Consider the following 25,723-nt stretch of genomic DNA (forward strand, 5'->3'; position numbering starts at 1 on the left):
ATTTGAGCATAACCAGCGCTTTTTCAACCAGATAACTTGACTTGAAAACAGACTCACCCACTATAGTCAGCATCACGAAATCCCCAGCAAGATGGACTTATGAAAATCAAACATGCCCTGCTTTGCGCCCTGACGGGTGCCACCCTGCTTGCGGCGCCGGTTCAGGCGAGCGAACTGACCAAGAGCGACGTGGAACAGATAGTGCGCGACTATCTGGTCAAGAACCCGGAAATCCTGGTCGAAATGTCCAACGCCCTGCGCGCCAAGCAGGAGAGCCAGCAGGCCGAGAGCGACAAGACCTTGATCAAGGCACACGCCAAGCAGCTCTATAGCAACCAGGATCCGGAGAGCGGCAATCCCAAGGGCAGCCTGACCGTGGTCGAGTTCTTCGACTACAACTGCGGCTACTGCAAACGCGCCCACCCGCTGATCAAGCAGCTGCTGGCAGAAGACAAGGACATTCGCTACATCTACAAGCAGTTCCCGATCCTGAGCGAGACCTCCTACTTCGCCGCCCGCGCCGCCCTGGCGGTACAGCTGGGTCAGCCCGACAAGTACCAGGCCTTCCACGAGAAGCTGTACGCCCATCAGGGCCCGCTGGCCGACGAGGCACAGGTGAAGCAGCTGGCGGAAGCAGCCGGCGTCAACTGGAGCAAGGTTGAAGCCAAGATCAAGGATGGCGGCATCGATCAGAATCTCGGCACCAACCGGGCGCTGGCCGAAGCCATGAGTATCTCGGGCACACCGGCCTTCATCATCGGCGATCAGATCCTGCGCGGCGCCCCCCGTGATCTGGCCAGCCTGAAAGGCTTCATCAAGGATGTGCGCGCCGGCAAGAGCATTCAGTAATCCCGCTCCGGCACATAAAAAACGCCCCGGCATGCCGGGGCGTTTTGCTATTCATGCTGCAAACCATCAGGCCTGATGGGCCGTCGCGAGAAGCTGTCAGCAAGGCGAAGAGCAGCGCAGGGACCCGAGTTTATATGAATAAATGAGGTTCCCGAGCAGTGCATGACCCTTGATCACGGCTTCGCAGCAGGGCCATAACCGTTCGGGTTCTGGCTTTGCCAGCGCCAGGTATCCACCATCATCCGCTCCAGACCGCGCTCGGCCTGCCAGCCCAGCTCGGCACGGGCCTTGTGCGGTTCGGCCCAGCACTCGGCGATGTCGCCGGGGCGACGGGGCTTGATCTGGTAGGGAATGGTGCGACCGCTGGCCGCTTCAAATGCCTTGATCATCTCCAGCACCGAATAGCCCTGACCGGTACCCAGGTTGTAGGTAAAGACGCCGGTATCCGACGCGATGCGAGCCAGCGCTTTGAGGTGACCGATGGCGAGATCCACCACGTGGATGTAATCGCGCACCCCGGTACCGTCCGGCGTCGGGTAGTCGTTGCCAAACACCCCCAGCTCCTTGAGCTTGCCCACACCGACCTGACTGATATAGGGCAGCAGGTTGTTGGGAATGCCGTTGGGATCTTCCCCGATGAGGCCGCTCTCGTGGGCACCGACCGGGTTGAAGTAGCGCAACAGCACGATGGCCCAGCGGGGATCGGATTTGGCGAGATCGCGCAGGATCTCTTCGACCATCAGCTTGGAGCGACCATAAGGGTTGGTGGCGCTGGTGGGGAAATCTTCCCGCAGCGGTACCGAGGCAGGATCGCCGTAGACGGTGGCCGAGGAGCTGAATACCAGCCGGAACACGCCGGCCCTAGCCATCTCTTCGCACAGCACCAGGGTGCCGGTGATGTTGTTCTGGTAGTAGGTGAGCGGGATCTGGCTCGACTCGCCGACGGCCTTGAGCCCGGCAAAATGGATCACCGACTCGATCTGGTGGGCGGCAAACAGCTGCTGCAGGCAGACCCGGTCCAGCACATCCCCTTCGACGAAGATGACCGGCTTGCCGGTGATCCGCTCGACCCGTTTGAGCGATTCGGGGGAGGAGTTGGAGAGGTTGTCCAGCACCACGACCTGCTGCCCGACGTTCAAGAGTTCAACCAGGGTATGGGAGCCGATATAGCCGGCGCCCCCTGTGACCAAAATTGTCATTATGTATCCCGCGTTCGACTGAAACTGAAGCTGAGTCTACCCGCCCGGCCCCGCTGCGAAAAGAGCGGGATGCTCATGGCCCCCTCAATAGTCGACGCTGACATCCCCGCTGGCTGTGCAGGAACAGGCCAGTGCCACCCCGCTCTCGAGATCCTGTGCACTCAGGGTCATCACGCTCTGGCGCTCGATTTCACCTTCCGTGGTACAGCGACAGGCCCCACACACACCGGCACGGCAGGCAGCCATCATGGTCTCCCCCGCCCCCTCCAGCGCCGCCAGCAGGGTCTGACCCGGCAGGATCTTCACCTTCTTGCCGCTCTTTTTCAGGGTCAGCCAGAAGTGGTCGCTACCGGCCGCAACTGGCTCCGCACTCGATGTAGCTGCAGGCAGACCGAATGACTCCTGGTGCAACTGCGCTGCCGGCAGTCCCAGCTCCGCCAGCATGGTGCAGACTGCGGTCATGTAGGGGGCAGGCCCGCACAGATAGACGTGGCGCGCGAGCAGGTCTGGCACCAGTTCCCTCAGCATCTCCGGCGTGAGCCGGCCAACCCAGGGATAAGCCGTCGGTGCCTCTTCCCGTACTTTCTCCAGCACTAACGCGTGGCGCACGCCGGAATGAGCAGCGGCCAGCGCAGCCAGGTCGTCTGCGAAGATCACATCCTCCGGCGAGCGGGCGCTGTGAATGAAGCGAATGTCGGCATCCGGCCGTTTGGCCAGCTCGTCCCGCAGCATGGCCCACATGGGGGTGATGCCGGAGCCGGCACTCAAGAGCAGCGGCCGCTCGCAGGGCAAGGCAGTCAGGTTGAAGTCGCCGAAGGGGCCATCGACCCGGATCTCATCCCCTACTTGCAGGGTCTGGTGCAGATGGTGGGAGACCAGTCCGACATCCTTGATGGTGACCTGCCAGTAGGCATCCTGCGGGCTGGAGGAGAGGGTATAGGCACGGCATTGGGGCTTGCCGTCAATCTCGGTGTGCAGCGTCACGCACTGGCCAGCCAGCACGGCAGGCAGGCTGCCCGTCTGCGGCACGAACTGCCAGCTCGCCACGTCGTGGGTATCCGCCCGGCGGCCGATGCACCTGAGGGTGAGAGAGGTGGAGGTCATCGCAAGGCTCCTCTTGTTGAGAAATGTTGGAAAGGGGTCGTTAAAAAAGGCGAGCCATCAGGCTCGCCAAAGGCTTACAACATGCTGAGCGTGTAAGGCGGATGTGGCGCCGCTCAGGCCGCCAGGATCTCGGCGAGATCGGCTTCGGCCGTGGTGGTTCCTTTCAGGCCAAATTGCTCTTCCAGCACCTTGAGTAGAGCCGGGGTGAGGAAGGCCGGGGCAGTCGGGCCGGTACGGATGTCCTTCACACCCAGCGCCAGCAGGGTGAGCAGGATGACGATGGCCTTTTGCTCGAACCAGGAGAGCACCAGGGTCAGCGGCAGATCGTTGACGCCGCACTTGAACGCCTCGGAGAGCGCCAGCGCCAGCTGGATGGCGGAGTAGGCATCGTTGCACTGACCCACGTCCAGCAGACGTGGAATGCCGCCGATGTCGCCGAAGTCGAGCTTGTTGAACTTGTACTTACCGCAACCCAGGGTCAGCAGCAGGCTGTCCTGCGGGATCGCCTTGGCAAACTCGGTGTAGTAGGCGCGCTCGGCACGGTCGCCGTCACAGCCACCGACCAGGAAGAAGTGGCTGATTTCGCCGGCCTTGACCTTGTCGATCACCGCCGGGGCGGCCTGCATCAGGGCGTTGCGGGCAAAGCCGATGGTGATGAAGTGTTCCAGCTCAACGTGCTTGAAGCCTTCCAGCGCTTGCGCCTTGGCGATCACGGCGGAGAAATCTTCCCCTTCCAGGTGGGTCACACCCGGCCAGCCGACGATGGAGCGGGTGAAGATGCGATCCGAGTAGTTGCCCACGTTCGGGTCGATGATGCAATTGGAAGTCATCACCACGGCGCCCGGGAAGTTGGCAAACTCCTTCTGCTGGTTCTGCCAGGCGGAGCCGTAGTTGCCCACCAGGTGCGGGTACTGTTTGAAGAAGGGGTAGGCCAGCGCCGGCAGCATCTCGCCATGGGTGTAGACCTTGATGTCGGTGCCCTTGGTCTGCTCCAGGATGAGCTTGAGATCCACCATGTCGTGACCGGAGACCAGAATGCACTTGCCCGGAACCGGAGTGACGCGAACCTGGGTCGGCTCGGGGTGGCCGAAGGCGGTGGTTTCACCGAGATCCAGCATCTCCATGATCTTGAAGTTGAGCAGGCCAATGTCCATGGCGCACTTGAACAGCGGATCCAGATCGCTCGGATCCGTGCCGAGCCAGCTCATGATGCGATGGAATTCGGCGGCAACCCCGGCATCCTGCTGATCCAGCACCCGGGCGTGCTCCATGTAGGCGGCGGCGCCCTTGAGGCCGTAGAGGCAGAGCAGGCGCAGCCCCATGATGTCTTCGTTGACCTCGTTCTTGCCGCGGTTGACCGCGGTCTGCGGCGCCTGGGCAAGCTGGGCCAGCAGATCGGCACCCGGCTCGAAACGGGCGGCAGCGGGCAGTGGATCGGCCTGCACCGCCAGCGGAGCCAGCTTGGCAGCCAGTTGCTGACGATAGCTCAGCGCCTGGTTGACATAGGCCACGATGCGGGCGGAGTCGAAGTTGACGTTGGTGAGGGTGGCGAAGAAGGCCTTGGGCACGAAGGCGTCGATCTCGCTGTCGACGATGCCGTGCTCGCGGGCGGCCAGCGCCCAGGCGCTGAGCCCCTGCAGGGTATAGATCAGCACATCCTGCAGATCAGAAGTTTCAGCCGTCTTGCCGCACATACCTTGTGCATAGGCGCAGCCGTTGCCTGCCGGGGTACGAATTGTCTGTTCACATTGCACACAAAACATCATGCCTCTCCTAATTGGACATTTCAGTTGTTTGTTTTGTGGCGATTCTATTCCTACAGCTCAGAACTTAATAGGCATTCAATTTGCCAATTCAATTTTCATTGATGCAGATCAAAAACAAAAAAGCCGCCCAAACAGGGCGGCAAGCGGGTGGATAAAAGGAGAGACAACTCAGGTTTGCAACAGAACACGATAATGGAACTGGCTAGGCTGGCGTCTGGTTAGGCAGGTCCAGCCCTTCACTTCATCAAACCGGCATACTTCGCAGCGTCCGGCTTGGTTGGCTATCAGGCTAAATAAGCTCGCAGCATCCAGACCAGTTTCTCCTGCTGCTGCACATAGTCGGAGAGAATGGACGCAGTCCCTTCATCACCGGCATCGGCGGCCTGCCCCAGGATACGACGCTGGGCTACCAGCAGTTCGCGGAAACTCTCCAGCAGGGATTCGACGCAGGCACGACCGTCGTGCAACCCCTTCTGCTCGGGAATGGCGGAAACTTTCAGGTAGTCGCTGAAGCTGTGCAGCGGCACGCCATCCAGGGTCAGGATCCGCTCGGCCAGCGCATCGACCTTCAGCAGCAGGTCGTTGTAAATCTCTTCGAACTTCAGGTGCAGCTCGAAAAACTGGTTGCCGCGGATGTTCCAGTGGAAGCCGCGAACGTTCATGTAAAGGATCTGGTAGCTGGCCAGCAACTTGTTCAGCTCGGCGGCCAGCGCTTGTGATTGAACGGTATCAAGGCCAATCGGACTCTTCATGTTTCACCTCCAGATTTGACGACCTGGTCATCTTAGAACTCATCAGACTCAAAAGGTAATAGTTAAGATCTAACTGATTGATAGCGTGCGGCTATCATCCCAGCAGTCGGCCGTGCGAGGTAGCTCATTCAGGCTGCCGCTCGATGTAGAGAAGCACCTCCCCCAGCTGGATGCCGAACTTGCTGATGGCAGCCCGGTTGAGCAGGCGATTTTCATCCAGCAGATACATCCAGTCATCGAAACTCACCCGCACCACGCTGCCGTCAGGCAGCGCCAGATCGAGCTGATAGCGCCAGTTGAGGGCAAAGCCTGCCGTCTTGCCTACCGCCTCCCCCACCACATCCGCCGCCGTGCCGCGCCAGTGACCATCCGCCCCCTTGCTCAAAAACCAGGTGCGGGTCTGCTGGCGCCCGTCATCAAAATAGAACTGCTCGAACATCTCCCCTTTGTCACCCTGCCAGTGCCCGCGCATCTCCACCCGAAAACGGCTGGTCACCTCACCGCTGCGATCGGTCACCAGACCGTGCGCCGTCAGCTTGCCACTGAAGAAGCGAGCGAGATCCCACTCGGGGCCCTGGCCGCGATAATCCTCCAGACTGCTGCCGCAACCAGCCAGCAGCAGCAGTGGCAACAACAGCAGGTAGCGCCAGGTGCGGGTGTATTTCATGAATCCCTTTTGCATCAGCGCTCTCCCCGCAAGCGGCGGGTAAGCGCCGGATCGCGGCTCCCTTGTGCCAGCCAGATGGCAAGAAAGGCCGCCGAAAATTGCGGATCGGCGAGGGTGCCGAGCGGCTTGTCCCGCCACCAGAAATGGCCGGCGCCGCCCCTGTCGACATAGAAGGTAAGCCGGTCACCCGCCTGGACATCGGGCCAGAGCGCGGCGAGCTGACCAAGCCAGCCCTGACGCTGCTGCTCGCTGCCAAGCCCCAGTCGCTGCCACTCGGCGGCGGTGGCACTCAACAGATCGTCCCGCTCGATGGCTCTGGCGTAGGTGAGGCTCAGTGCCTGAGGATAGTGACCCGGCCGATAGCGGCCGTTCTCGCTGTAGAGGGTGGCGTCATAGAGCTTGAACCAGAGCCAGCTCATCTCGCCGCGCCCAACCGGCTGCAGCTGCTGCCAGGGAGTGACCAAGGATTGCCCGGTCTGGGCGAAAGGGGTCAGCGGTAGGCTCAAGCCTGCCAGCAGCAGACTAATTCCACCCCATGTGCCAATGGGCGGGATCTTCGAGTTCATGCCAGTCCATCTCCTGTTCCAGCAGCGTGTTGATATCCTGCATCACCACCTGCTGCAGCTGCCCCTGCGCATCGCGCTGACAGGCCACCACCAGATAGAAACGCTCAGTCAGCTCGTGCCGGCTCTCTTTGGTCCATTTGGAAAACAACAAGGTGTCGGTCGAAAAGGTGTTCATCTCGCTTCACCCTCCAGCTTGACCGTTACCCACAGGAGTACGGGTAACCACCACATCCAGATCACTGCCAGCAGTGCCGCACTGATCCCGATGCCCCAAGGTAAGTGTACTGCCCCCATGGCGGCTCCCGCCACATAGAAGGAGGCCCCCCCAACCATGCCGAACAGCCCCTGCTGCCAGCGCGGCAAGGGCCGCAGCCAGCGCAGACCGTGGCAGAGGGTCAGGGCAAAGCCGCACCAGAGCAGCACCAGCCAGAGCGGAAAACCGGTGTTGAAATAAAACAGCCCGAGTTGCCAGAGCAAAGCATCGAGCAGGCTGCCGGCAAGGGCGACCGGGATGAGCCGCCAGTCGTGCCAGCGGCGAGGAGAGAAGAGAAAATGAAGCAGCAGTGCCAGCAGCGGGCCCGGCTGCTGCCACTTCACCGCCAGCAACCAGTAGAGGTTGAACCCCAGCAGATGGGCCCACTGCCACATGATCAGTGCCCGCCGACAGGCAGATCCCCACTCCAGCCGAGTGGGCCCGGTTTGGCCGCTTCCAGCTGCACCAGGCTGATGGTGCGCTCCCAGAAGCCCCCTTCGCAGTAGGCGAAATAGAAGTGCCACAAGCGGATGAAGTCCTGGCTGTAGCCGAGAGCGGGCAGCTCGGGCGCCAGCGCCAGGAAGCGCGCGCACCAATCAGCCAGCGTGCGGGCGTAGTGGTGGCCGTGATCGTGCAGCCGCACCAGCTGCATGTCTGTCTCGCGCGCCAGCAACCCCGCCATCTTGGAGACGCTCGGCAGGCAGCCACCGGGGAAGATGTAGCGCTGGATGAAATCAACCCCGCGCAGATACTGGGCATGGCGCTGATCGGCAATGGTAATGGCCTGAATGAGCAGGCGACCACCGGGTTTGAGCAGCCGCGACAGCTGGCGGAAATAATCGGGCAGGAAGGCGTGGCCCACCGCTTCGATCATCTCGATGGAGACCAGCTTGTCGTAACTGCCCTCCAGCTTGCGGTAGTCCTCCAGCAGCAAGGTGATGCGATCCCCCAGCCCCTCCCGCGCAATCCACTCCTTGGCGTAATCGTGCTGGGCCCGGGAGATGGTGGTGGTGGTCACCCGGCAGCCATAGTGGCGGGCGGCATAGACGGCGAGGCCGCCCCAACCAGTGCCGATCTCCAGCAGATGATCATCGGGGCCAAGTGCCAGCCGCTCGCAGATGGTGCGCAGCTTGGCCTGCTGCCCCTCTTCCAGGCTGGCCTCGGCATGGGGATAGATGGCACTCGAGTACTGCATGTGGCTGTCGAGAAAACCCTGATAGAGGGTGTTGCCGAGATCGTAGTGGGCGGCGATGTTGGAGCGCGAGCCGGTCAGGGTATTGCGATTGAGCCAGTGACGCACCTTGTTGAACGGGAAGCTGAGCCAGCCGAGGCGCCGCTCAAGGGAATCGAGCAGGGTTAGATTGCGGGCCAGCAGCCGCACCAGAGCCACCGGATCCGGGCTGGTCCAGAGCCCCTCCACCCAGGTTTCCCCGGCGGCTATGCTGCCCCCCAGCAGCAGGCGGCGGTAGAAGGCCGGATCCTGCACCACCAGCTCGGCGTGCAAATCGGTGCCCGCCACGCCAAAGCTGTGACGCTCAGCACCATCCCGCAGCAGCAGCTGGCCGTGTTCGAGGTGCCCCAGCAGATTGAGCAGCAGTTGCCTGGCCCCCTTGTCGATGAAAGAGGCAGAGAGGGTTGATTGCACAAGTTCCATTAGCGGCTCTCCGGATGGCTAAAAATGGGTGTTCGTTTGATATAAAGACGCAGGGCCTGCCAGTAGATCCCGAGCAGCACCTTCATGGTCATCCAGGGCCAGCGGGCCAGCAGGGCCACCAGCCCCTTGCGCGACAGCGGCGCCCGGCGCAGTGCCAGGGTGGCGTCAAACAGCTTGGCCTCTCCGGATACGGGATGACTTTCGATGTGGATCAGTGTCTCCTGCGCGGGCGGACGAATGTGCCAGTGGTAGCGCATCGCCAGCCCCATGAAGGGAGAGACGTGAAAATCCTTGTCGTGGGGGGCCAGCGCCGCCAGATCCAGCAGGTAGTAGTGGCGCTCGTTCCAGGGAGTGTTCGACACCTCCGCCAGCAGATAGCGCGCCTCGCCCTGCCGGTAGCAGAAGTAGAAATTGACCGGGCTGAAGTAGAAGCCCAGACAGCGCACGTTGCCGAGCAGCAGCACCCGCCCCCCGGGCTCGGCATCGCCACCCAGTTCGCTCACCTTCTGCCACACCGCCTGCTTGAGCGGCCCCTCGCTGCCGCGCAGGTAGTCGTCACGACGAAACGAGAGCAGCCCTGCCCGCTCCACCCCGAACCAGCGCCCCTTACCGAGCGTGGCCAACTCGTCGAGATCCAGCCCCAGCATGAAGAGGTTGTAGGAAAAGGCATGGGCGCGCGGTGCGAAGCGGCGGTGGCGCACCGAGCCCTGCCAGATGGCGCTGAGGGTGCCGGTCATGGCCTCGGCACTCGCCTCCTGGCCGCTCAGGACTGCCCCCTTCATAGCTCGGCCCCGAACCGTCTGGCCACGTCCAGCGCGCTGCGCACCCCGTCTTCGTGAAAACCGTTGTACCAGTAGGCGCCGCAGAAGTGGGTGTGCTGCTGGCCGCAGATCTCGGCCCGCCGCTGCTGGGCGGCGATGGAGGCCTGATTGAACACCGGATGGTGATAGACGAAACGGCGCAGCACCTTGCTCTCGTCCACCTTGCCCTCGGGATTGAGGCTCACGCAGAAGGGCTGCGGCGAGCTCACCCCCTGCAATATATTCATGTTGTAGCTCACCAGCGGCCGTGCCCCGTCATCCTCGCCCAGCTGATAGTTCCAGCTGGCCCACGCCTTGCGGCGCACCGGCAGGCAGCGCACATCGGTGTGCAGCCAGACATCGTTGGCCTGATAAGGCATGGCGCCCAGAATGGCCAGTTCCCGCTCGCCCGGATCCGCCAGTAATGCCAGCGCCTGATCGCTTTGACAGGCGAGGATCACCTCGTCAAACCGCTCCTCGCCGTAGCTGCTCTGGATCAGCACCCCGTCCGCCTGACGCCGGATCCCCTGCACCGGGCAGGCGAGGCGAATGTGAGCCTGCCAGCCGGCCGTCAGCGGGCCAATATATTCCCGCGAGCCGCCAGGGATCACATACCACTGCGGCCGGTTGGCCACCTCGAGCAGCCCGTGGTTGGCAAAAAAACGCAGGAAGAAGCCGAGCGGAAAGGCGCGCATATCGGCCAGCGTCGATGACCAGATGGCAGCCCCCATCGGCAAGATGTAGTGGCGGGCGAAGTAGTCGCTGAACTCCCCTACCTGCAGAAAATCCCCCAGGGTCAGCTCGGGGCCGACCCCCTGATGCTGCCCATCGGCCAGCCAGGCCCGCGCCTCCCGGTTGAAGCGCAGGATCTCGGCAACGAAACCGTAGAAACGGGGACTCAGCAGGTTGCTGCGCTGGGCAAACAGGGTGTCGAGGTTGTGGCCGTTGTACTCCAGCCCCTGCGGGCTTTTCACCGAGAAGCTCATCTCGGCCGGCTGCCGCGCCACCCCGATCCGCTCGAGCAGCCGCAGGAAGTTGGGGTAGGTGCGGTCATTGAAAACGATGAAGCCGGTGTCGATGGCATAGCTGCGCCCCGCCTGGTGGACGTCGACGGTGGCGGTGTGGCCGCCCAGGGTCGGCGCCGCCTCGAACAGGGTGATGTCGTGCAGCTTGTGGAGCAGAAAACCGGCGGTCAGACCTGAAATACCGGAGCCGACGATGGCGATCCTTTTCTTCATGAAGGGCGTCCTTTCGAAACGAGTGTGCGGCCAAGACGCAGCCAGAGCCCCGTCGGCAGCGCGCCAAGCAGGCGCAGCAGCCAGATGAAGCGGCGGGGAAAGTGGATCTGGTGACGACCGGCAGTGAGCCCCGCCATGATGGTGCGGGAAGCCTCTTCCACCGTCACCAGACAAGGCATGGGAAAATCATTTTTGGCGGTGAGCGGGGTCTGCACAAAGCCGGGGCGGATCAGGGTCACGCCGATCCCTTTGCCGGCCAAATCGAGGCGCAGGGTATCCGCCAGATAATCGAGGGCCGCCTTGGAGGCACCATATGCTTCGGCCCTGGGCAGCGGCAACCAGCTTACCGACGAGCTGACGATGGCAAGGCGTCCGCCTGCCCCGAGCAGCGGCAAAAAGGCGGCCAGGGCATGACCGGTGGCAATGAGGTTGGTCTCGATCACCCGGGCAAACAGGGCGCCGTCAAACCCCTCGGCGACATCCATGTACTCGCAGTTGCCGGCATTGAGGATCACCAGATCGACCCGCGGCAAGCAGGCGGCCGCCTCGCTCACGGCGCTTGCATCGCGCCCGTCAAACTGCAGCGGTGTGATGCCGTGGCGACCCAGTGCCAGCAGCCGATCGCCATCGCGACCGCAGCCCCACACCCGCCAGCCCGCCTGCCGGTAATCGAGCGCCAGCTGAAAGCCGATGCCGGAGGTGGCACCGGTGATCAGCACCCGGCCGCCGTTCATGCGCCGAGCCTCCCCTTGATGGTGCGCACCAGGGGGCCTATCAGCGGCAACTGCTCGTAGAGCATGGCGCCCAGATCGAAGTAGTCGCGATGCAGGCACACCTTGCCCGCCTCGTCGAATTCGAGGCGGGTGGCCCCCTCCACCGTCACCGTCGCACCGCCGCGCAATCTGGGATGGGAGAAGGTCATGGTCCAGCCGAGCCAGGCCTGGCGCCCCTGCAGCAGCTGGCTGGTGATGACGAAACGGCAGTAGGCCAGGCGCTGATAGAGGACGGCAAAATAGTCGCTGAGCGCCGCCAACCCCTCGATGCGGTGAGCAGGATCGGTAAAGACCACCTCGTTTGCGTAGACCTCGGGCAAACGGTGCAGCTCGTCTCTGCTTAGCTGCTGATAGAGGGCCACAAAGCGGGCCAGCGACTCATCCATGCTATTTCTCCAGGGCGCGAAACATCTCGATGGCTCTCACCCGGGCAACGGCGTGGTCCACCATGGGGGCCGGATAATCCTGTCTCCCCTTGAGCCGCAACCAGTCGTGGGGCTGGTGCAGATAGGCGGCAGGCAGATCAGCCAGCTCAGAGACCCAGGTACGAATGAACTCCCCTTGCGGATCAAATCGTTGCCCCTGAGTGGTGGGGTTGAACACCCGGAAATAGGGCGCCGCATCGGCCCCGGTCCCCGCCGCCCATTGCCAGCCACCGTTATTGGCCGCCAGGTCGCCGTCGATGAGTCGGCTCATGAAGTAATCCTCCCCGAGCCGCCAATGGATGTGCAGATCCTTGGTGAGAAAGCTCGCCACTATCATCCGCAGCCGGTTGTGCATCCAGCCGGTGGCGTTGAGACAGCGCATCGCCGCATCGACGATGGGGTAGCCGGTACGTCCCTCACACCAGGCGGCGAAGGCATCCGGATCCCAGCTCCACGGCAGTGCCGCCGTCTCCGGCTTGAAGGGCCGATTCATGGAGAGAGTCGGGATCAGCACCAGCAGGTGGCGATAGAACTCGCGCCAGATGAGCTCATTGAGCCAGACAAAGCCGGGCTGAGCCTTGGACTGGGGCCGGTAGCCGAGCCGCTGCTGGAGCGCCGCCACGCACTGGCGCGGGCTGATGATGCCGGCCGCCAGATAGGGGGAGAGCACGGAGGTGCCTGCGATGGCAGGGAAATCGCGGGCCTCGCCATAGTCGAGCACCGCCTGCTCCAGAAAGTCATTCAGACGGCGGCTGGCCTCGGCCTCCCCCACCGGCCAGCGGGGCTCTGCCGTCAGTTCGCCAAGGGCGGCATCGACGAAGTTCCGCTCGGCCAGCGGCGGCCACGGCAGCGGCTCGCCACGGGCTGTAGGCGCGCGATGAATGACGAAACCATCCTCATCGAGGGCCTTGAGCCAAGCGCGGCTGAAGGGAGTGAAAACCTTGAACATCTCGCCAGAGCCGGTCAGCACCCGCCCCGGCGGCAGCACGCAGCAGCCGTTAAGCCAGTGGCAACCCACCGCCTGCTCCGCCAGCGCGGCGGTGACGGCCTGATCCCGGCGCAGCTCGTCGATCTCGATGGCCTGATTGGCGTAGAGCTGGGTCACGCTCAGCTCGCGGCAAAGATCTGCCAGCGCCGCCGGCACTTCGCTAAAAGTCTCTACCCGCAGCAGATGAAGCGGGATGCCGAGCGCCGCCAGCTCGCGGCCCAGCACATCGACCTGGGCCAACATAAAGCGTTGACGAACCGGGGCCAGCTTGTGCTGCTGCCACTGGGTCGGGGAGAGGATAAAGAGCGCGGCCACCGGCTCATCATCGGCGCAGGCATGGCGCAAGGCGGGGTTGTCGGCCAAGCGCAGATCATTGCGAAACCAGACCAGCTTCATGATTTTTTCCTCCCGCGTCCGCCGGCGCCAGCCACCGCAGGCCTACCCGCCATCGCCTCGGCAAGGCTCGCCTGCCAGCCGTGGGCTTGCAGCCACTCACCATCGTAGAGGCGCCCCAGCTCACCAAAGAAGCGGGTACCGGCCGGCCAGTCGGCAGCCAGCTCCTGCTTGCCAAGGCCGGCTCCCAGCAACACCAGCCAGGGGGTTGACGGCGCGCGGCTGTTTTGAACCTATCGAGAATTTGATTTGAACCCGCCAAAATACCGAATCTAACCGTGCCTAATCGTGCTGTAACGAGACAGACTAAGCTGATGGAACATCAGGCCAAGTCACCTTGGTTGGCCATCCGTCGCTTTGTGGCAAACGATAGAGAGTGACCCGGTAGTGCTGCCAGGCGGTCAGCTGAACACGTTCCTCATCGCTGAGAATGCCAAGCTTCTCGGCATCTTCCAGCGGGGCCATGGCAGTGGCGGCCTGCTTAAGAAGGGTATTGAGGCGAGCCTGCTGCTCGGCCTCCGTCGGCGGCGGCAACGGGATCACCTCTATGTCGCCAAACTCGCCGAACGCTGCCCGGCTGTAGAGTTCTCGGCCGTGCTCCATCGGGTCATCCTTGCGGGCGGTGAACTGGACTGGCTCAGGTAGGTGGGAAAACCTCACATCCAAGGTAATGCTATCGGGATCCGCCGCATAATGGCGAGGATGCACGGCGCTGAGTACTTCAATACGTTCCATCAGGTTCTCCTATCTTCTCAGGCGACCCGAACCCACAGGGTCGCTCGGTCATCATAGCGGTCATCATCGTTCGCATTCATGATGTCGCCCATACATTGCCAAGTACCCGGCAGGCTGTAACCGGCGTAACCATACTCATAACAGGAGCAAGGTCGTAGATTAGCGCCTGACACTCGCTGGCCGTGGCTAGTTTTTCCGGCGGTATGGATCAGCGCGGCAAACACGTAAGCGCCAATAGCTTGGTATGTGCCGGCCACCACATCAGCGTTACCGCTGGCGGCCTGCTTAACGGCAAAGCTGTCCATGGCCCAATCAACCACATTCTTGCCGCTAAGGCGTGGGCTGAACAGGTCACCATTGGGGGCGATCCGCCATCCGCCCGGTGACTCCAGCTGGCCGCCGTTGCGCAGGGTCCACACTTGGGTGTAGCTACCGCCATCAATAGCCGCGAAGGTGTGACCACAATCAGATGCATTACCAAGCGTCTGGTAGCCATAGAACATCTCGATGTCATAGGCCTCGGCCATGTTGAACGACTGACCCAGCACACCAAACAGCGCGCCGGAATGCGTGGCAATTCCGGGGGCGTTATACGAGAGATGTCCCTTGGCGGGCCATGTCCGGTTATTGTTCAGCTCCGCCTTAAACTTGGTCAGCGACTTGACGCCGAACGCCCCAATCTCAGCGTAACCCTGAGCCTCACCGCCAGCTCCATTACTCTGGCAGAAACGGACGTTTGCGGTGCCCATGGGTTTATACATCATCACCGCATGTTTGCCGGGCTCGTGCAGCTCAAGAGACGGGTTCGTGCTGCTCCGCACTTGGTGGTATTTACTCTCACTGCCGCCATCCACCACCAAGCTATTCATCTTGACGACGCCGTCAGAGCTCACCCCGAAATCTTGCCCTACCCAAGTCCCATCCTGATAGCGGTGGAGGCCCCACATCCCATTCGCAGGATCCATGCCAGCACCCCAAGTGCGGCCCCGGAAATCTTCATATGGGCTGAATTTCAGGCCGCCATTTGCCCCCACTCGCACAGAATCAGCAGCTAGGCGCTTGAGGGCGGTGATCTCATGGCGGCCGAAGCTGATCACCTTGGATGGGGCGTTCTCGGCGCTCACCTTGGCGCTGATATACGGATCGACATCCTCGGGCGCTTCCATACCGAGCCAAGTGCCGCCATTACTGCCTGCGCGTGAACGCGCTATCAGCCCAACTCGGCCGTAGATGGCGCCTTGCGCATCGACGCCACCGTCTAGGGGGCCGCCTGTTTTAGGATATGCCCCAAGCTCATCGGGGGTGGGCTTGTTCAGTGTGTTGTAGTCCCTGGCCCAAGGGGTGAACGCTCCGGTGTCGAACTGGGCTCGGGTATAGACCCGGCTGGTGTTGTAGACGTGATAACGATGCTGCACCCCGGCCCCAGCTGTCACAATGAGGGAACCGGATTTCGCCTCTGGGTAGTTGAGAGCCAACGTCGCATTGCCATCATTGTCCTGGCGGTATGCTCCCGGCTTGGTAATCGTATTCAGGTCCTCCTTGACCAGCGAGAACGGGTTGGTCAACGTGCCTGGGTGGGTGTGGTTTGAAGGCGACTTACTATCAAGCGCTTGCTGCAATCCGTCCACATTGTCGATGGTATGAGAGTGGCTGTCGTCTTTCACCGTTACTTCAAGCGTCGCGCCGTCCTTACCGAGCGTAACCGAGCCGGTTGCATCCCCAGACAGAGTGAGCTTGTGGGTGTGATTGTGGAACTCTTCCTGAGTGACGGTGCCTTCGGGGTTAACCTGGACCTCAATCGCCTCAATGTTCATGACTGGCACCATCATGCCAATAATGAACTGGGCTGCCATGTTCGGGTTTTCGGGGATTTGAGAAGGGCTATACGCCGCATACACGATCAGGTTGCCGCTGGCATCCAGCAGACCAAATTCGCGCAGCCATTTACCACGATGGTCTGCCTGGGGGATGTAGTTGATACTCCCGCCCAAAATGGCATCCTCGGCCACCCCGTTATCCAGCAGTTGGCGATGGAACTCCCGCACCAGCTTGGTCACAGATGGCTTGATCTCAACGGGGTTGCCGCCTCCGTCGCCCAAGGCCATTTTGGTGATTACGACGGTCTTGCCTGCCTGGTACGCCTCTTCGATAAGTTGAGCGCCGACATCCGTCAGCACTCCCGCCAAATTAGTTGTCATACATCCTCACCCAAGACCATCATTTTCATGCAAACATTCACCACAACAGGCAGATACATGCCTGCTTTCATCGCTATCTTCGGGCGCAAGGTCCAGTGCTGGGAACCGCGTTTGTTACTCTCAACCAACGCATACACCTGGTTATAAAACGTGGCATCAATGGCTCGCCCGGTGTCGGTGGCCACATCGACCACAAACGTGCCGCGTGGACCCTCTGGCGTTTGCTGGTGCCACTCCCTGACATCTCCCTGGTAACCCGTCAGGGCCAACGCCCTTTTTACTGCCCAAGGGGTGCCTTTGTAGCGAAACAGCAACAGCGCCTCTTTCACCACGGCCCGTTTCTGGGACTCCGGCCAGGCGTCATCCCATACGTCCACCCGCCACTGCCAGGCAAGCCAGGGTAAAAAGCTTGGGTGACAGTTGTCGATATCACGAACATGCAACCCCGGCAGTGCCTGGCGCAGGGAGCCCAGTTCGTCGGCGGTCAGCTGGCTCAGGGTGCGCAGCTCCAGTGACTGGCGCAAAACAGACGGGATCAACATCAGCAATCGTCTCCTCAATAACATGGAGCCATTGTGGCTATCTGTTCGCGGGTGCGATGCCCAAGGGCATGGGCCGTCGGCGCAGTGCATTACCATCCAGTCAACAACAACGCCTGGAGGCACCATGAAACAACCACTGACCGATATCACAATTGCCAAAATGATTCAAAAGCACGACATCTGCCCGTTGCCCTACGACATCAACTACCAGGGTCGCAAGCTCAATGCCGCCCGTCGCCTGCGTATACCCAAGGTGCGTGATCGCATCGAGGCCGTCCGCTTCGCCAAAGACAGCTTCGGGTTTGAGGCATCCGATGCCGTCCTTGCCGGGGTGGCGGCCAGCGTCCTGGTTTTCGGCACCCTGGTGGAGACCACCACGGATGAGGGCGATCAGGTCACGCTGGAAGATGAACTGCCCGTACCGGTGGATGTACTCATCGACCAGCTCGAATATGGCGATTTCCAAAACCTGAGCTACTTGATGGGAAAGCCTCGCCCCTCCTCCGAATCACCGAGCGACACCTCAAAAACGCAATCCGAGTCCTGACGGACGGGCGGCAAGGTCGCGCCACCTATCGCGAAGTCCTCGACATGACTTGGCCTGAACTCATCTTTCTCCTTGAGGTAATGCTTGATGAACGGAAATAACTTTGCCCTTGCGCTGACGGTCGGCATTGAAGACCTGTTCACCCAGCACAAGAAGCGGATCGAGAAAGAGGCCAAGAAACTCGAACAGGATTTTAAGGGGCTTCAAAAAACCGCAGGGGACGTGACCGAGTTCCGCCGTATGCAGGAGGGGTTGGAGCAGCTGGGACGTGAGTCAGGCACCACCAGCCGGGAATTCCAACAACAGGAGCAGCAGCTTCAACAATACGCCTCGGCCTTGCGGCGGGCCGAGGTCAACATCAGCAACTTGACCCAGGAGCAACGGCGACTCAACACCCAGCTCAAAGAGACCGAAGAGGCCGCCAAAAGCATCAAGTCCCTGGGGGAAGGGATGGATCAACTGGTTGGCAATGTGGTGGCAGGAGGTGTCGCCTATGCCGCCGCCCAGCGAGGACTCAGCACGGCGCAGCTGGAGCATCAGGCAAACTTTCGCACCGGCAAACCTGCCGGGTTCTTTTCCAGCAGTGCTGAGCGTGATTGGAAGAATCAGGCCGTCAGGAATATTGGGGTCACAGAAGCTGAAGCGCTGGCCGCTCGGGAGGAAACCATCCGCCTGGGTGTCGATGACAAGACCGGGCGAGATATGGCCAGCAGAGCGTTAGCCTTAAACAGAGCCATGCCTAACTCCGATGTGCAGGAGATCCTTCGTGCAACCTATCAAACACAGCAAGCGTTCGGAGTAAAACCGGAGGAGGCCTCTGATCTGATCTATGGGGTCTACACCCAAGCGGGTGATCGATCCAATGACCTGCTTGATACCTTCAACGAATACGCCCCCCTTGTTGCAGAACTGGGGCTCAGTGCCAAACAGTTCAGTGCACTATTAGCCGAAGGGATGAAGGGGGGAGCGTTCAACTACGACAAAATTGCCGACGGTATAAAGGAGGCCATTAAAGCTCGTTTCTCTGATGCAGGTGAATTGAGCAAAGTTTTAGGGAGTGGAAAAACCCCCGGTTTGATTGAAACGATAGATGACCCAAAGGTACGTCAACAGTTCAAGTCTTTCCTTGGTCAATATCGTCAAGCGAATGAAAATGGCGGTGATAAAGTCACGCCATTTTTGAATGCGTTACAAGCTGGCGTAGAGCTATATTCGAGCGATCCAAACAAAGCAAAACCAATCTTAGAAGCTCTTTTTGGCACCATGTTTACTGAAGATGTCTCGCTAAAATCAGTGCAAGGAGTCATCAATGGGATAAAGAACCCGGATGCCACTCTGGGCAACTATGATGGCCAGTTGGATAAAGGCCTGAAAGAGAGCTTCAGCCCGTTTGAAGATCTGACATCGAGCTGGGAGGCATCCACCACCCGGTTCTATGAAAGCGTGGCAGACTTCTCCAGTGCCATTAGCCCACTGACCGGTCTATTGGCAAAGGGGCTGGATAAGGGCGGTAATTTTATTGCCGAGAACCCTGGTACAACCTTGGCCGGAACTGCCGCCGCCATGCTGCTTGGCAAAGGCCTTGTGGTCGGTGCATCCCGTAAAGCTCGAACCACGATTACAGGATGGTTCTCGGGCAAAGAGGGCGCTGCCACAAAAGAGGCTGTAGAGGCAATGGCCAAAGGAGCCCCTGCCGCAACCGCCACCAGTAATAAGATGCCAAGCTGGATGGATCACCGCTTATCTGGTGCCCCGGTGCCACCTCCGGCCACCAGCGGGGGATGGTTGCAATCCCTTAAAGAGGGAGCAGGTAAAGCCCTGGGTGGCAAGGGGGGTAAGATGCTGGGGTGGTTGCCCGCCCTGCTGTTTGGTGGAGCACAGATCTACGATGCTGCCCAGAACGGAGACAGCGACCAGTTGATCACCACCACTGCCGGAGTCGGCGGATCACTTGCGGGTGGTGCAGCGGGGGCTTATGGCGGGGCAGCCTTGGGCACAATGATCTTGCCTGGGATCGGCACCGGGATTGGTAGCATCGGTGGCGGCATCCTCGGTGCCATCTTGGGGGAAGAAGGCGTCAAGGCAATCACCGAGGGAGTGATGGGGTGGTTTAGTGACGGTAAGAACGGCACCCAAAACGACGCAGACAAGGAGATGGAGCGCCTCTTGCAACCCATGGCCAAGAGTGCGACCACCAGCACCCCGACCACGCCGCCCCCGGTGCAGATTGCCCTGAGTCATCAGTTGGCCATCTCGGTCACCCCCGACTTTACCAATGCCGCCGATATTGAGGCCGCCATCATCCAGGCGATGCGCAACAGTACCCCGGAACTGGTACAGGAGTTGAAGGATACGCTGGAGCGAGTGATGCAAAGCATGGATTACGCTCAACCATCCTCGTGATGGATTCCTGAGCAGCACACGGACGTGCTACCATCCATGAATTCAAATGAATCATGGGAGCGTGAGATGCGTAAGATAGCTATCAGCCTGTTTGGTATCGCTATAGCCTTTCAGACAATGGCTATTGATGGTTACAACTCTTCTCTTCGAATCGGAATGAGCAAGCAAGAGTTAATCGACTCCAACATCTGTAACTTTAGAGATAAAGAGTTCAGAACGTTAAGGTGTAATGATTTCCGGCTCAAAGGCGAAAAGGCCAATCTAGAGACGTACTTCCTCAAGGGGGGCGTAGGATTGGACTACGTTAGTGTCATTATCCCTAGTGGTGTAACCGTTGATGATGTTTACCAAGATTTGGTAACGAAATATGGTAAGCCGAACAAAATAAAAACGGTCGAAGAACATGGCGGCAAATACGAAAAATTCATCTTTGATGATTACCATGCAGCACTAAGAAAAATAACGCAGGATAATGGAGATATATCAGGCACTCTTTACTTTAGAAGTGACTATTATTTAAAGCAGATTAACCCTGACAAAGAATAATAAAGAAAACCCCGATTATCGGGGCTTTCTTTATTCTCGCGTCAACGCTTGAGAGGCCGCCTGTAACGCCGTTCGCTCTGCATCGGTGATCCGGCTCACCGCAAACACGTTCCCGCTGTCATAGGCCAGTGCCCGGCCCCAGAGCCACCCTCCTGTCACGGCCTCAAAAAACCACACCTCCGCTTGCCAGTCATCGCCCACTTGCCCCAAGCCGAACGCCACATCGCTACTCTGGGCGAGCGTCGTGGCCACGGCCTGTTCTGCCTTGCCAAGGTCTGCTGCCGTCAGTACCGAGGCCGATACCTTCTGGGCACTCAAGGCCCCCAACCGCTCCACCAGCAACGCCTGGCTTTGCGCCTTCGAGTAGGCGGTGATGGCGGGCACCAGGTCAAAGGCTTGCGCCTGGCTCATCAGACTGCCTGGCAGACGGTGCAGGGTCTGGGTCGGTGAGCTGGTGAACTGATGCTCGGCGGCCATGGTCGGGGTGGCTGATACCCGTTCATCCGTGACCTGGGCTGACCGGCGTTTTACCTGCTCAGGCAGGCGTTGGTATTGGCTTTGCCCCAGGGGGCTGACCGTGGCCCGGCACTTGTGATGGTTGGGGGGCCAGTATTTGCGCCAGAATGGATCGCCCTTTGGCTTCACCGTCCGGTCCAGGTGGCGACACAGCTTGGTGGTGCCGCTGTCCATCACCGAGAGGTAAATCAGGTACTCCACCAGATCGTTGTTCTCAACCTGTGACCAACGTCCGGCGCTATAGGCCGCCATCATGTTGTTGCGATAGTGCAGCTCCAGATACCAGGGATTGACCGGGCTCACCCCGGCTTGCTCCAGGTACTGGCCGACCTGCTGCATGGTCTCGCTGGCCGACTGCCCCTGGGCAAGGGCAGTGGCATAACGGGCCTGCACATCAGCTACCGCTTGTTCCGAACTGACGCTGGCGACGGTAAAGGCCCGCAGGCGCATCTGGGCATCGAGATCCCGATATGCCTTGCTGGTGAGCGGCACCTTACTCTCCAGATAGGCCAGCGCCTCTTTGAACGGCACCTGGGCGGGGGCCTCTGCCAGTTCCACCGTCTCGTTGATGAGCTGCTGCACATGCCAATGGCCATAGAGCCAGGCAAAGCGCATCGCATCGGTATAGGCCATGGCATAGCGCTGCTGGCTCTTGTCGGTCACCACCTCCGGCTTGGTCAGGCGAGTGGTGATCTCTTCACTGAGTGCGCTGGCCGTCACCGTCAGCAGTTGCTGCTCAATCTTCTCCAGGCGAGTGAGCGCCTGTTGCTCCTTGCGTTCCTGCTGGCTTAAAGACATAGCAAGGGCCCTGCACCAGGGTTGGAGAGGGTCATCCCTGCCCCGTTCCCACCGCTTTGCTGTGCCTTCACACGTTCTTCAAAGGCCTTTTCATCAAACACCAGGCGCACCTGCCCATCCTTACCGTTAAGCGAGAAGATCCAGCGCAGCAGGGTGGCATTGAGACAGCCAAACACCATCTTGAGATCCCCGATGGCGATACGCAGCGCCGCCCGTTCGTGCACCTCCCCGAGAGACCTGGAGCCATATTGCTGGGTGTTCGAGGTCAGGGTCTGGCCGGTGATCCGCTTGCTCATCTTGGTGTCATAGTGACGAATGACCTCCAGCAGCTCCTGGGCCTTGCCGCTGGCAGTCAGCTGGATCACCTGGTCAACGTTAGACAGAGCCACCCCTTCGCCGGATTCGAGACCCGCCAGGGCGGCGCTGACAACATCCAGCTCGGTGACGTTGTTAGCTTTGGCCAACGCAATGACCGAGGGCACCGAATATTTCTGCCCCAAGCGCTCCAGCTGGGCGACGTGGGTCCACTTGACCTGCCAGATAGGCCAAACACTCTCCAGGATAGAGATGCCATAGGGGCGCTCCTTGGTGGCCTTACGGCGCACCGGGATCACTTTCCCTTCAGCGACCAGGGCAAAGCCGCTGCCACCGCGAGGGGCGTAATAGACCTGACCCCGATCATCAATACGAAACAGCCTGGAATGGCGGCGCTCGATGCGCACCGGACGCCAGGGGCCGGTGCTCTGGTCCCACTCCACCTCCAGCGGGTTGAAACCCCACTCGGCAGCGCACAGGGCATCTTCCAGCAGGGTCTCCATATCCAGGCGCTCTAGGAGCTGCTCGGCAAAGGCCACATCGTCAGGCAACCCTTCCAGATACCAGGGCAGGGTCATGGCGGCGGCGTGGCGCAGTTCGACATCAGAATCCACCTCCTCATCAAGGAGCATGGCATCAATGGCACCCCAATAGGGGTCGAAGGCGTGGGAGGCCTGTGCCCCCATGGACAGGGGGGCAGGATAGTAATCGGTGAACAGGTTACCGGAAGCGGTTAAAGGGGTAACCAGGGATGATGTAACTCGCTTTTGCATCTTTGGTACTCCTGGCACTGGTGATGCTGGCGCTCGCGCTATCACCCGAGCCGTTGAGGCCGAGCAGGGCATTGATAAGCGCCTGCGCATCCTCCTTGTTTTTGAAGAAATTCGCGTCGAACTCAGACTGACGGCCCAGCTCATAGATAGCGCGCTGCACCATCGCCTCGGACAACACCGCTTGCTCATCCGTGGAATAAGGCCGTGCTAGTGCATCGGCCTTGGAGAGAGTGATGAAGGCCCAGCGGGCAGCAGACTGGCAGGCGGTCAGGGCAGCCTTCTGGCTATCGTTACCGGCTGGGCGGGGTTGAATACCGCCGCTGGCGCTGCCGTTCTCCCCGGTCAGGGAACGATAAATCTGATCGTCCAGCGCATCCCGGATAAGGGCCGGGCTCACCAGTGCTCGCAGCTGTGCCAGTTGCATGGGGGCTCCTTACTTGGCCGGGGCCAGCACCGAGGACCAGCAGATGGCCTGCACCACCGGGGCGGGCAGCGGTTTGGAACGACCGACCACCTCCATCCCAGACGGGTTCTTTTTCACTTCCTGAGAGGGATAGAAGGGCATCGGCAGCAGGCCGTTTTCCATATCATCCAGCGCCAGGTAGTAGAGACTGTGCCCCGCGTTCTTGTCCACCATGCACAGCTTGTGCTCATCCACAGTGCGGGTCATGGTGCGCCCTTTGCCGCGATAGACGCTGCTTTCCAGCTGTACCGAATAGCCGCCGACCGAGACTTCGTTCTCCGATACGATCTTGACCTGGACGATGTTGGACTTGGATTCATCGGCCAGGGCCACCAGCTTGCTAAATGCTTTGCGGCCCGCCAGCGACACCGTGCTGTCACCGTAACCCTTGGCCTGAAGTTGGGAGTGCATTTCAGTCAGGGTATCGTACACATGCACGATCTTGGCACTGGCCGCATCCCACAGGGTATCCGGGGTGTAGATCTGGGTTTGACCAAACTCCACTTCGTATTCATCAAAGCCCTGGTCAGTCTTCATCGGGTAGCTGATCTCCCCGGTCAGCCCCTGGGCACACAGGGCCTCGGTCGAGCGTTGGATCGCGTCCAGCATCTGGTTGATGCGCCCTTCAATAAAGGCCTGCACCGACTGGTTGCTGACCATCTTGAGGTTGTTGATTTCGCTTGCGGTGAAAAAGTCCGAGACCTCGAAACCCTGCACATCAATGGAGGTCAGGGTGCCGCGCCCCTGGTCCAGGGCAAACGCCTGGCTACCACGGCGCACCACCGGTACGTTGGTGAGGGTACGTTGCAGGTCGGCCAGGGTGATGGCGGCAAACGGGTGTTGCTTGCCCTCTTCGCCATAGACCAGCTTGCGGATGCGCTGGGGCACCGGTTGGCGCTTGGCCATCTGCCCGGCAATGGCTTGTGGGGTCATAAAGCTGCGGATGAGGTCGATAATTTCCATGATGGTGTTCCTATCAAAAAGAGGTAATGAAGCGTTGAGTGGGCAAGCCGGGGGTTAACCCCCCCAGCTGTCCTCGGGATAGAGGCCTGCGGCCATCAGGGTCAGCGCTTGCGCCTGGGTAAGCCCTTGGCCGCCGACGGTGACGGCATCGGCGCGGTAGCAGCCATGCAGCAACGCCAGCACACTGCCATCCCCAGCCTGCGGGGTGTTGAGCGCAATGCCCATCATCGGCAGCGCCACGGTGGCGGGGGCAGGATCTGCGCCAGGGGTGACCGGCACACTGGCTTCACCATCCCACAGGTCGGCCCCGTCGGTGGTGATGTGCAGCGGCTTGCCCGCTTCAATGTCAGCCCATCCGGCCTTCAGGGCGATGGAGTGAATGATCGGCGGGTGTCCTGCCGCCACGATGCTGCTCAGGCGCAGCTCGGCCTTACGGGAAAACTGGGTCATGATGATGTCCTTAATCGATAACTACGTGGTCTTAGCCGAGCCTTAGAACTTGGAGACGCGAGCCACATCATTGAGGTTCAGTTGCTGTTTGTTGCCCTTGTCATCGGCAAACTCCAGCGGCTGCCCCAGCGGCGATGGCTTGTTCGGGGCCACTGTGCGGGCATTGATGGTGGCCTTGACCGTGGCAAACAGGCCATCTTCGGCGTTGTTGCACAGCTCGACCGGCTCGGCCTTTTGCAGCATGGTCAAGAGCGGCTTGAACTCGGCTTCACCCCAGCCTTTGGCGTTGGCCAGCTCGGTGGCCTGGGCAATGCGATCCGACTTCACGGTCTCTTGCATGGTCTTGAGCTGGTCACGGGCTTGCGAGTCCACCAGCGGCTTGTTCTTGTCCTGCTCACCCGGCTTTTTGTCCTTGTTCGGGTCATCGGTCTGGTCATCTTTATTGCCATCGTCTTTGCCGCCCTTCTCCAGCTTGTCCAGGCGTTCGGTCAGGGGCTTCATCTGTTCGGCCAGCACCTCTTTCATGGCGGCGGCCAGCTCTTCTTTGGTCATCTCAATGTCCTCTGTTTGACTATCTGAAAAGGTCAGCACTCCCGAGAGCACCACCATCTGTTCCATGCCATCGCAGGAGAGCTCCACCAGCTCCCGCGTTTCGGTCTCAGCTGCCGGGGGCAGTTGCCCCAGGGCGGCGACGTGGTGCAGGTAATAGCCCTTGCCATCCACGGTTGGGTAAATTCCAGCGCTGAAGCCCTCAAACTTGCCCGCGTCTTCGAGCTTTTCGAGTTCGGGGGTGTAATGGAGCTCCACCACCAATTCGGTTTTCCCTGGTACCCGGCGACTGGGCTCGGTGCGGGGGTTGTCTACCCGCCCGAGTGCTGCCACCTTGTCCGCCCCTTGAGCAGGGTGCCCCAGGGTGATGGGGGGACGGCCATCACCGGACCAGCGTTTCACGATGTCCCCCAGCATGGCCTTGGTGACGGTCTTGCCGTTTTTCTGCACCCCGTCACCGACCAGGCTTAACGTTCTTACTCGGGCCATGGGGGCTCC

The 25,723-nt window shown here is 60.6% G+C and carries 27 protein-coding genes and 1 pseudogene; 4 read left to right on the plus strand and 24 right to left on the minus strand.

Going from position 1 to position 25,723, the window contains the following annotated elements; translation table 11 throughout:
• Window positions 1-99 precede the first annotated feature (99 nt).
• Window positions 100-849, plus strand: a complete 750-nt coding sequence (locus tag C2U40_RS16070; RefSeq protein ID WP_042065195.1) for a DsbA family protein — start codon at window positions 100-102, stop codon at window positions 847-849.
• A 173-nt stretch (window positions 850-1,022) separates the two neighbouring features.
• On the opposite strand, the gene galE is transcribed toward C2U40_RS16070, so the two are convergent.
• The 18 genes and pseudogenes from galE to C2U40_RS16160 form a co-directional block, all read right to left on the minus strand.
• A complete protein-coding gene (gene galE, locus C2U40_RS16075) occupies window positions 1,023-2,048 on the minus strand; it encodes a UDP-glucose 4-epimerase GalE (protein ID WP_039216034.1) in 1,026 nt (341 codons plus the stop codon).
• A gap of 84 nt (window positions 2,049-2,132) precedes the next feature.
• Complete coding sequence (locus tag C2U40_RS16080) at window positions 2,133-3,152, minus strand: hybrid-cluster NAD(P)-dependent oxidoreductase (protein ID WP_103827274.1); 1,020 nt, start codon at window positions 3,150-3,152, stop codon at window positions 2,133-2,135.
• A 113-nt stretch (window positions 3,153-3,265) separates the two neighbouring features.
• Window positions 3,266-4,915, minus strand: a complete 1,650-nt coding sequence (hcp, locus tag C2U40_RS16085; protein ID WP_103827275.1) for a hydroxylamine reductase — start codon at window positions 4,913-4,915, stop codon at window positions 3,266-3,268.
• A 287-nt stretch (window positions 4,916-5,202) separates the two neighbouring features.
• Window positions 5,203-5,670 (minus strand): Dps family protein, encoded by a 468-nt coding sequence (locus C2U40_RS16090; protein ID WP_011705037.1) that lies wholly within the window; start codon window positions 5,668-5,670, stop codon window positions 5,203-5,205.
• A gap of 124 nt (window positions 5,671-5,794) precedes the next feature.
• Entirely contained in the window at window positions 5,795-6,352 is a 558-nt protein-coding gene (locus tag C2U40_RS16095) for a DUF3833 domain-containing protein (RefSeq protein WP_103827276.1), read from the minus strand.
• Window positions 6,352-6,903 carry a chalcone isomerase family protein gene (locus C2U40_RS16100; protein WP_233768779.1) on the minus strand — a complete coding sequence of 184 codons (552 nt, stop codon included), beginning with the start codon at window positions 6,901-6,903 and terminating at the stop codon, window positions 6,352-6,354. Before C2U40_RS16100 ends, C2U40_RS16095 begins: the two co-directional genes overlap by 1 nt.
• Window positions 6,860-7,078: a TIGR02450 family Trp-rich protein gene (locus tag C2U40_RS16105; protein ID WP_011705034.1), complete on the minus strand. Its 219-nt coding sequence runs from the start codon at window positions 7,076-7,078 to the stop codon at window positions 6,860-6,862. Before C2U40_RS16105 ends, C2U40_RS16100 begins: the two co-directional genes overlap by 44 nt.
• Window positions 7,075-7,551 carry a DUF2878 domain-containing protein gene (locus tag C2U40_RS16110; RefSeq protein WP_103827278.1) on the minus strand — a complete coding sequence of 159 codons (477 nt, stop codon included), beginning with the start codon at window positions 7,549-7,551 and terminating at the stop codon, window positions 7,075-7,077. The genes C2U40_RS16105 and C2U40_RS16110 overlap by 4 nt, the downstream gene beginning before the upstream one ends.
• 2 nt (window positions 7,552-7,553) lie before the next feature.
• The gene (locus C2U40_RS16115) at window positions 7,554-8,810 is read right to left on the minus strand and encodes an SAM-dependent methyltransferase (protein ID WP_103827279.1); all 1,257 of its coding nucleotides are present in this window, start codon (window positions 8,808-8,810) and stop codon (window positions 7,554-7,556) included.
• Window positions 8,810-9,592, minus strand: coding sequence for a DUF1365 domain-containing protein (locus C2U40_RS16120; RefSeq protein ID WP_103827280.1), 783 nt, complete (start codon window positions 9,590-9,592; stop codon window positions 8,810-8,812). Before C2U40_RS16120 ends, C2U40_RS16115 begins: the two co-directional genes overlap by 1 nt.
• Complete coding sequence (locus C2U40_RS16125) at window positions 9,589-10,848, minus strand: NAD(P)/FAD-dependent oxidoreductase (protein WP_103827281.1); 1,260 nt, start codon at window positions 10,846-10,848, stop codon at window positions 9,589-9,591. Before C2U40_RS16125 ends, C2U40_RS16120 begins: the two co-directional genes overlap by 4 nt.
• Entirely contained in the window at window positions 10,845-11,582 is a 738-nt protein-coding gene (locus tag C2U40_RS16130) for an SDR family NAD(P)-dependent oxidoreductase (RefSeq protein ID WP_103827282.1), read from the minus strand. The genes C2U40_RS16125 and C2U40_RS16130 overlap by 4 nt, the downstream gene beginning before the upstream one ends.
• Window positions 11,579-12,007: a nuclear transport factor 2 family protein gene (locus tag C2U40_RS16135; protein ID WP_103827283.1), complete on the minus strand. Its 429-nt coding sequence runs from the start codon at window positions 12,005-12,007 to the stop codon at window positions 11,579-11,581. The genes C2U40_RS16130 and C2U40_RS16135 overlap by 4 nt, the downstream gene beginning before the upstream one ends.
• A gap of 1 nt (window position 12,008) precedes the next feature.
• Window positions 12,009-13,430, minus strand: coding sequence for a deoxyribodipyrimidine photo-lyase (phrB, locus tag C2U40_RS16140; protein ID WP_103827284.1), 1,422 nt, complete (start codon window positions 13,428-13,430; stop codon window positions 12,009-12,011).
• Window positions 13,427-13,636, minus strand: a pseudogene (locus C2U40_RS16145) (MerR family transcriptional regulator); the annotation flags it as partial. The pseudogene C2U40_RS16145 and the gene phrB, both read right to left, overlap by 4 nt.
• Window positions 13,637-13,733: 97 nt before the next feature.
• Window positions 13,734-14,162 carry a tail fiber assembly protein gene (locus C2U40_RS16150; RefSeq protein ID WP_103829339.1) on the minus strand — a complete coding sequence of 143 codons (429 nt, stop codon included), beginning with the start codon at window positions 14,160-14,162 and terminating at the stop codon, window positions 13,734-13,736.
• A 17-nt stretch (window positions 14,163-14,179) separates the two neighbouring features.
• Entirely contained in the window at window positions 14,180-16,360 is a 2,181-nt protein-coding gene (locus C2U40_RS16155) for a phage tail-collar fiber domain-containing protein (RefSeq protein ID WP_104467491.1), read from the minus strand.
• Window positions 16,357-16,902 (minus strand): phage tail protein I, encoded by a 546-nt coding sequence (locus C2U40_RS16160; protein WP_233768848.1) that lies wholly within the window; start codon window positions 16,900-16,902, stop codon window positions 16,357-16,359. Before C2U40_RS16160 ends, C2U40_RS16155 begins: the two co-directional genes overlap by 4 nt.
• Before the next feature lie 124 nt (window positions 16,903-17,026).
• Here C2U40_RS16160 and C2U40_RS16165 point away from each other — a divergent pair, with 124 nt between their 5' ends.
• The 3 genes from C2U40_RS16165 to C2U40_RS16175 all read left to right on the plus strand — a co-directional run bounded on the left by C2U40_RS16165 (window position 17,027) and on the right by C2U40_RS16175 (window position 20,398).
• Window positions 17,027-17,449, plus strand: a complete 423-nt coding sequence (locus C2U40_RS16165; protein WP_103828524.1) for a hypothetical protein — start codon at window positions 17,027-17,029, stop codon at window positions 17,447-17,449.
• Between the two features lie 87 nt (window positions 17,450-17,536).
• Window positions 17,537-19,852 (plus strand): phage tail tape measure protein, encoded by a 2,316-nt coding sequence (locus C2U40_RS16170; protein WP_103828523.1) that lies wholly within the window; start codon window positions 17,537-17,539, stop codon window positions 19,850-19,852.
• Between the two features lie 66 nt (window positions 19,853-19,918).
• Window positions 19,919-20,398: a hypothetical protein gene (locus C2U40_RS16175; protein ID WP_103828522.1), complete on the plus strand. Its 480-nt coding sequence runs from the start codon at window positions 19,919-19,921 to the stop codon at window positions 20,396-20,398.
• Window positions 20,399-20,428: 30 nt separating this feature from the next.
• Here C2U40_RS16175 and C2U40_RS16180 read toward each other — a convergent pair whose 3' ends face one another.
• The 6 genes from C2U40_RS16180 to C2U40_RS16200 are packed head-to-tail and all read right to left on the minus strand — an operon-like array spanning window position 20,429 to window position 25,714.
• Window positions 20,429-21,712 carry a phage head morphogenesis protein gene (locus tag C2U40_RS16180; RefSeq protein WP_103828521.1) on the minus strand — a complete coding sequence of 428 codons (1,284 nt, stop codon included), beginning with the start codon at window positions 21,710-21,712 and terminating at the stop codon, window positions 20,429-20,431.
• Window positions 21,703-22,800: a phage portal protein family protein gene (locus C2U40_RS16185; protein WP_158656450.1), complete on the minus strand. Its 1,098-nt coding sequence runs from the start codon at window positions 22,798-22,800 to the stop codon at window positions 21,703-21,705. The genes C2U40_RS16180 and C2U40_RS16185 overlap by 10 nt, the downstream gene beginning before the upstream one ends.
• Window positions 22,748-23,224, minus strand: a complete 477-nt coding sequence (locus tag C2U40_RS26195; protein WP_158656451.1) for a hypothetical protein — start codon at window positions 23,222-23,224, stop codon at window positions 22,748-22,750. The genes C2U40_RS16185 and C2U40_RS26195 overlap by 53 nt, the downstream gene beginning before the upstream one ends.
• Window positions 23,225-23,233: 9 nt before the next feature.
• Window positions 23,234-24,226 carry a major capsid protein gene (locus C2U40_RS16190; protein WP_103828519.1) on the minus strand — a complete coding sequence of 331 codons (993 nt, stop codon included), beginning with the start codon at window positions 24,224-24,226 and terminating at the stop codon, window positions 23,234-23,236.
• Window positions 24,227-24,280: 54 nt separating this feature from the next.
• The gene (locus C2U40_RS16195) at window positions 24,281-24,676 is read right to left on the minus strand and encodes a hypothetical protein (RefSeq protein WP_103828518.1); all 396 of its coding nucleotides are present in this window, start codon (window positions 24,674-24,676) and stop codon (window positions 24,281-24,283) included.
• Between the two features lie 42 nt (window positions 24,677-24,718).
• A complete protein-coding gene (locus C2U40_RS16200) occupies window positions 24,719-25,714 on the minus strand; it encodes a hypothetical protein (RefSeq protein WP_103828517.1) in 996 nt (331 codons plus the stop codon).
• Window positions 25,715-25,723 lie beyond the last annotated feature (9 nt).

Source organism: Aeromonas sp. ASNIH4 (assembly GCF_002934425.1).
Taxonomy (GTDB): Bacteria; Pseudomonadota; Gammaproteobacteria; order Enterobacterales; family Aeromonadaceae; genus Aeromonas; species Aeromonas hydrophila.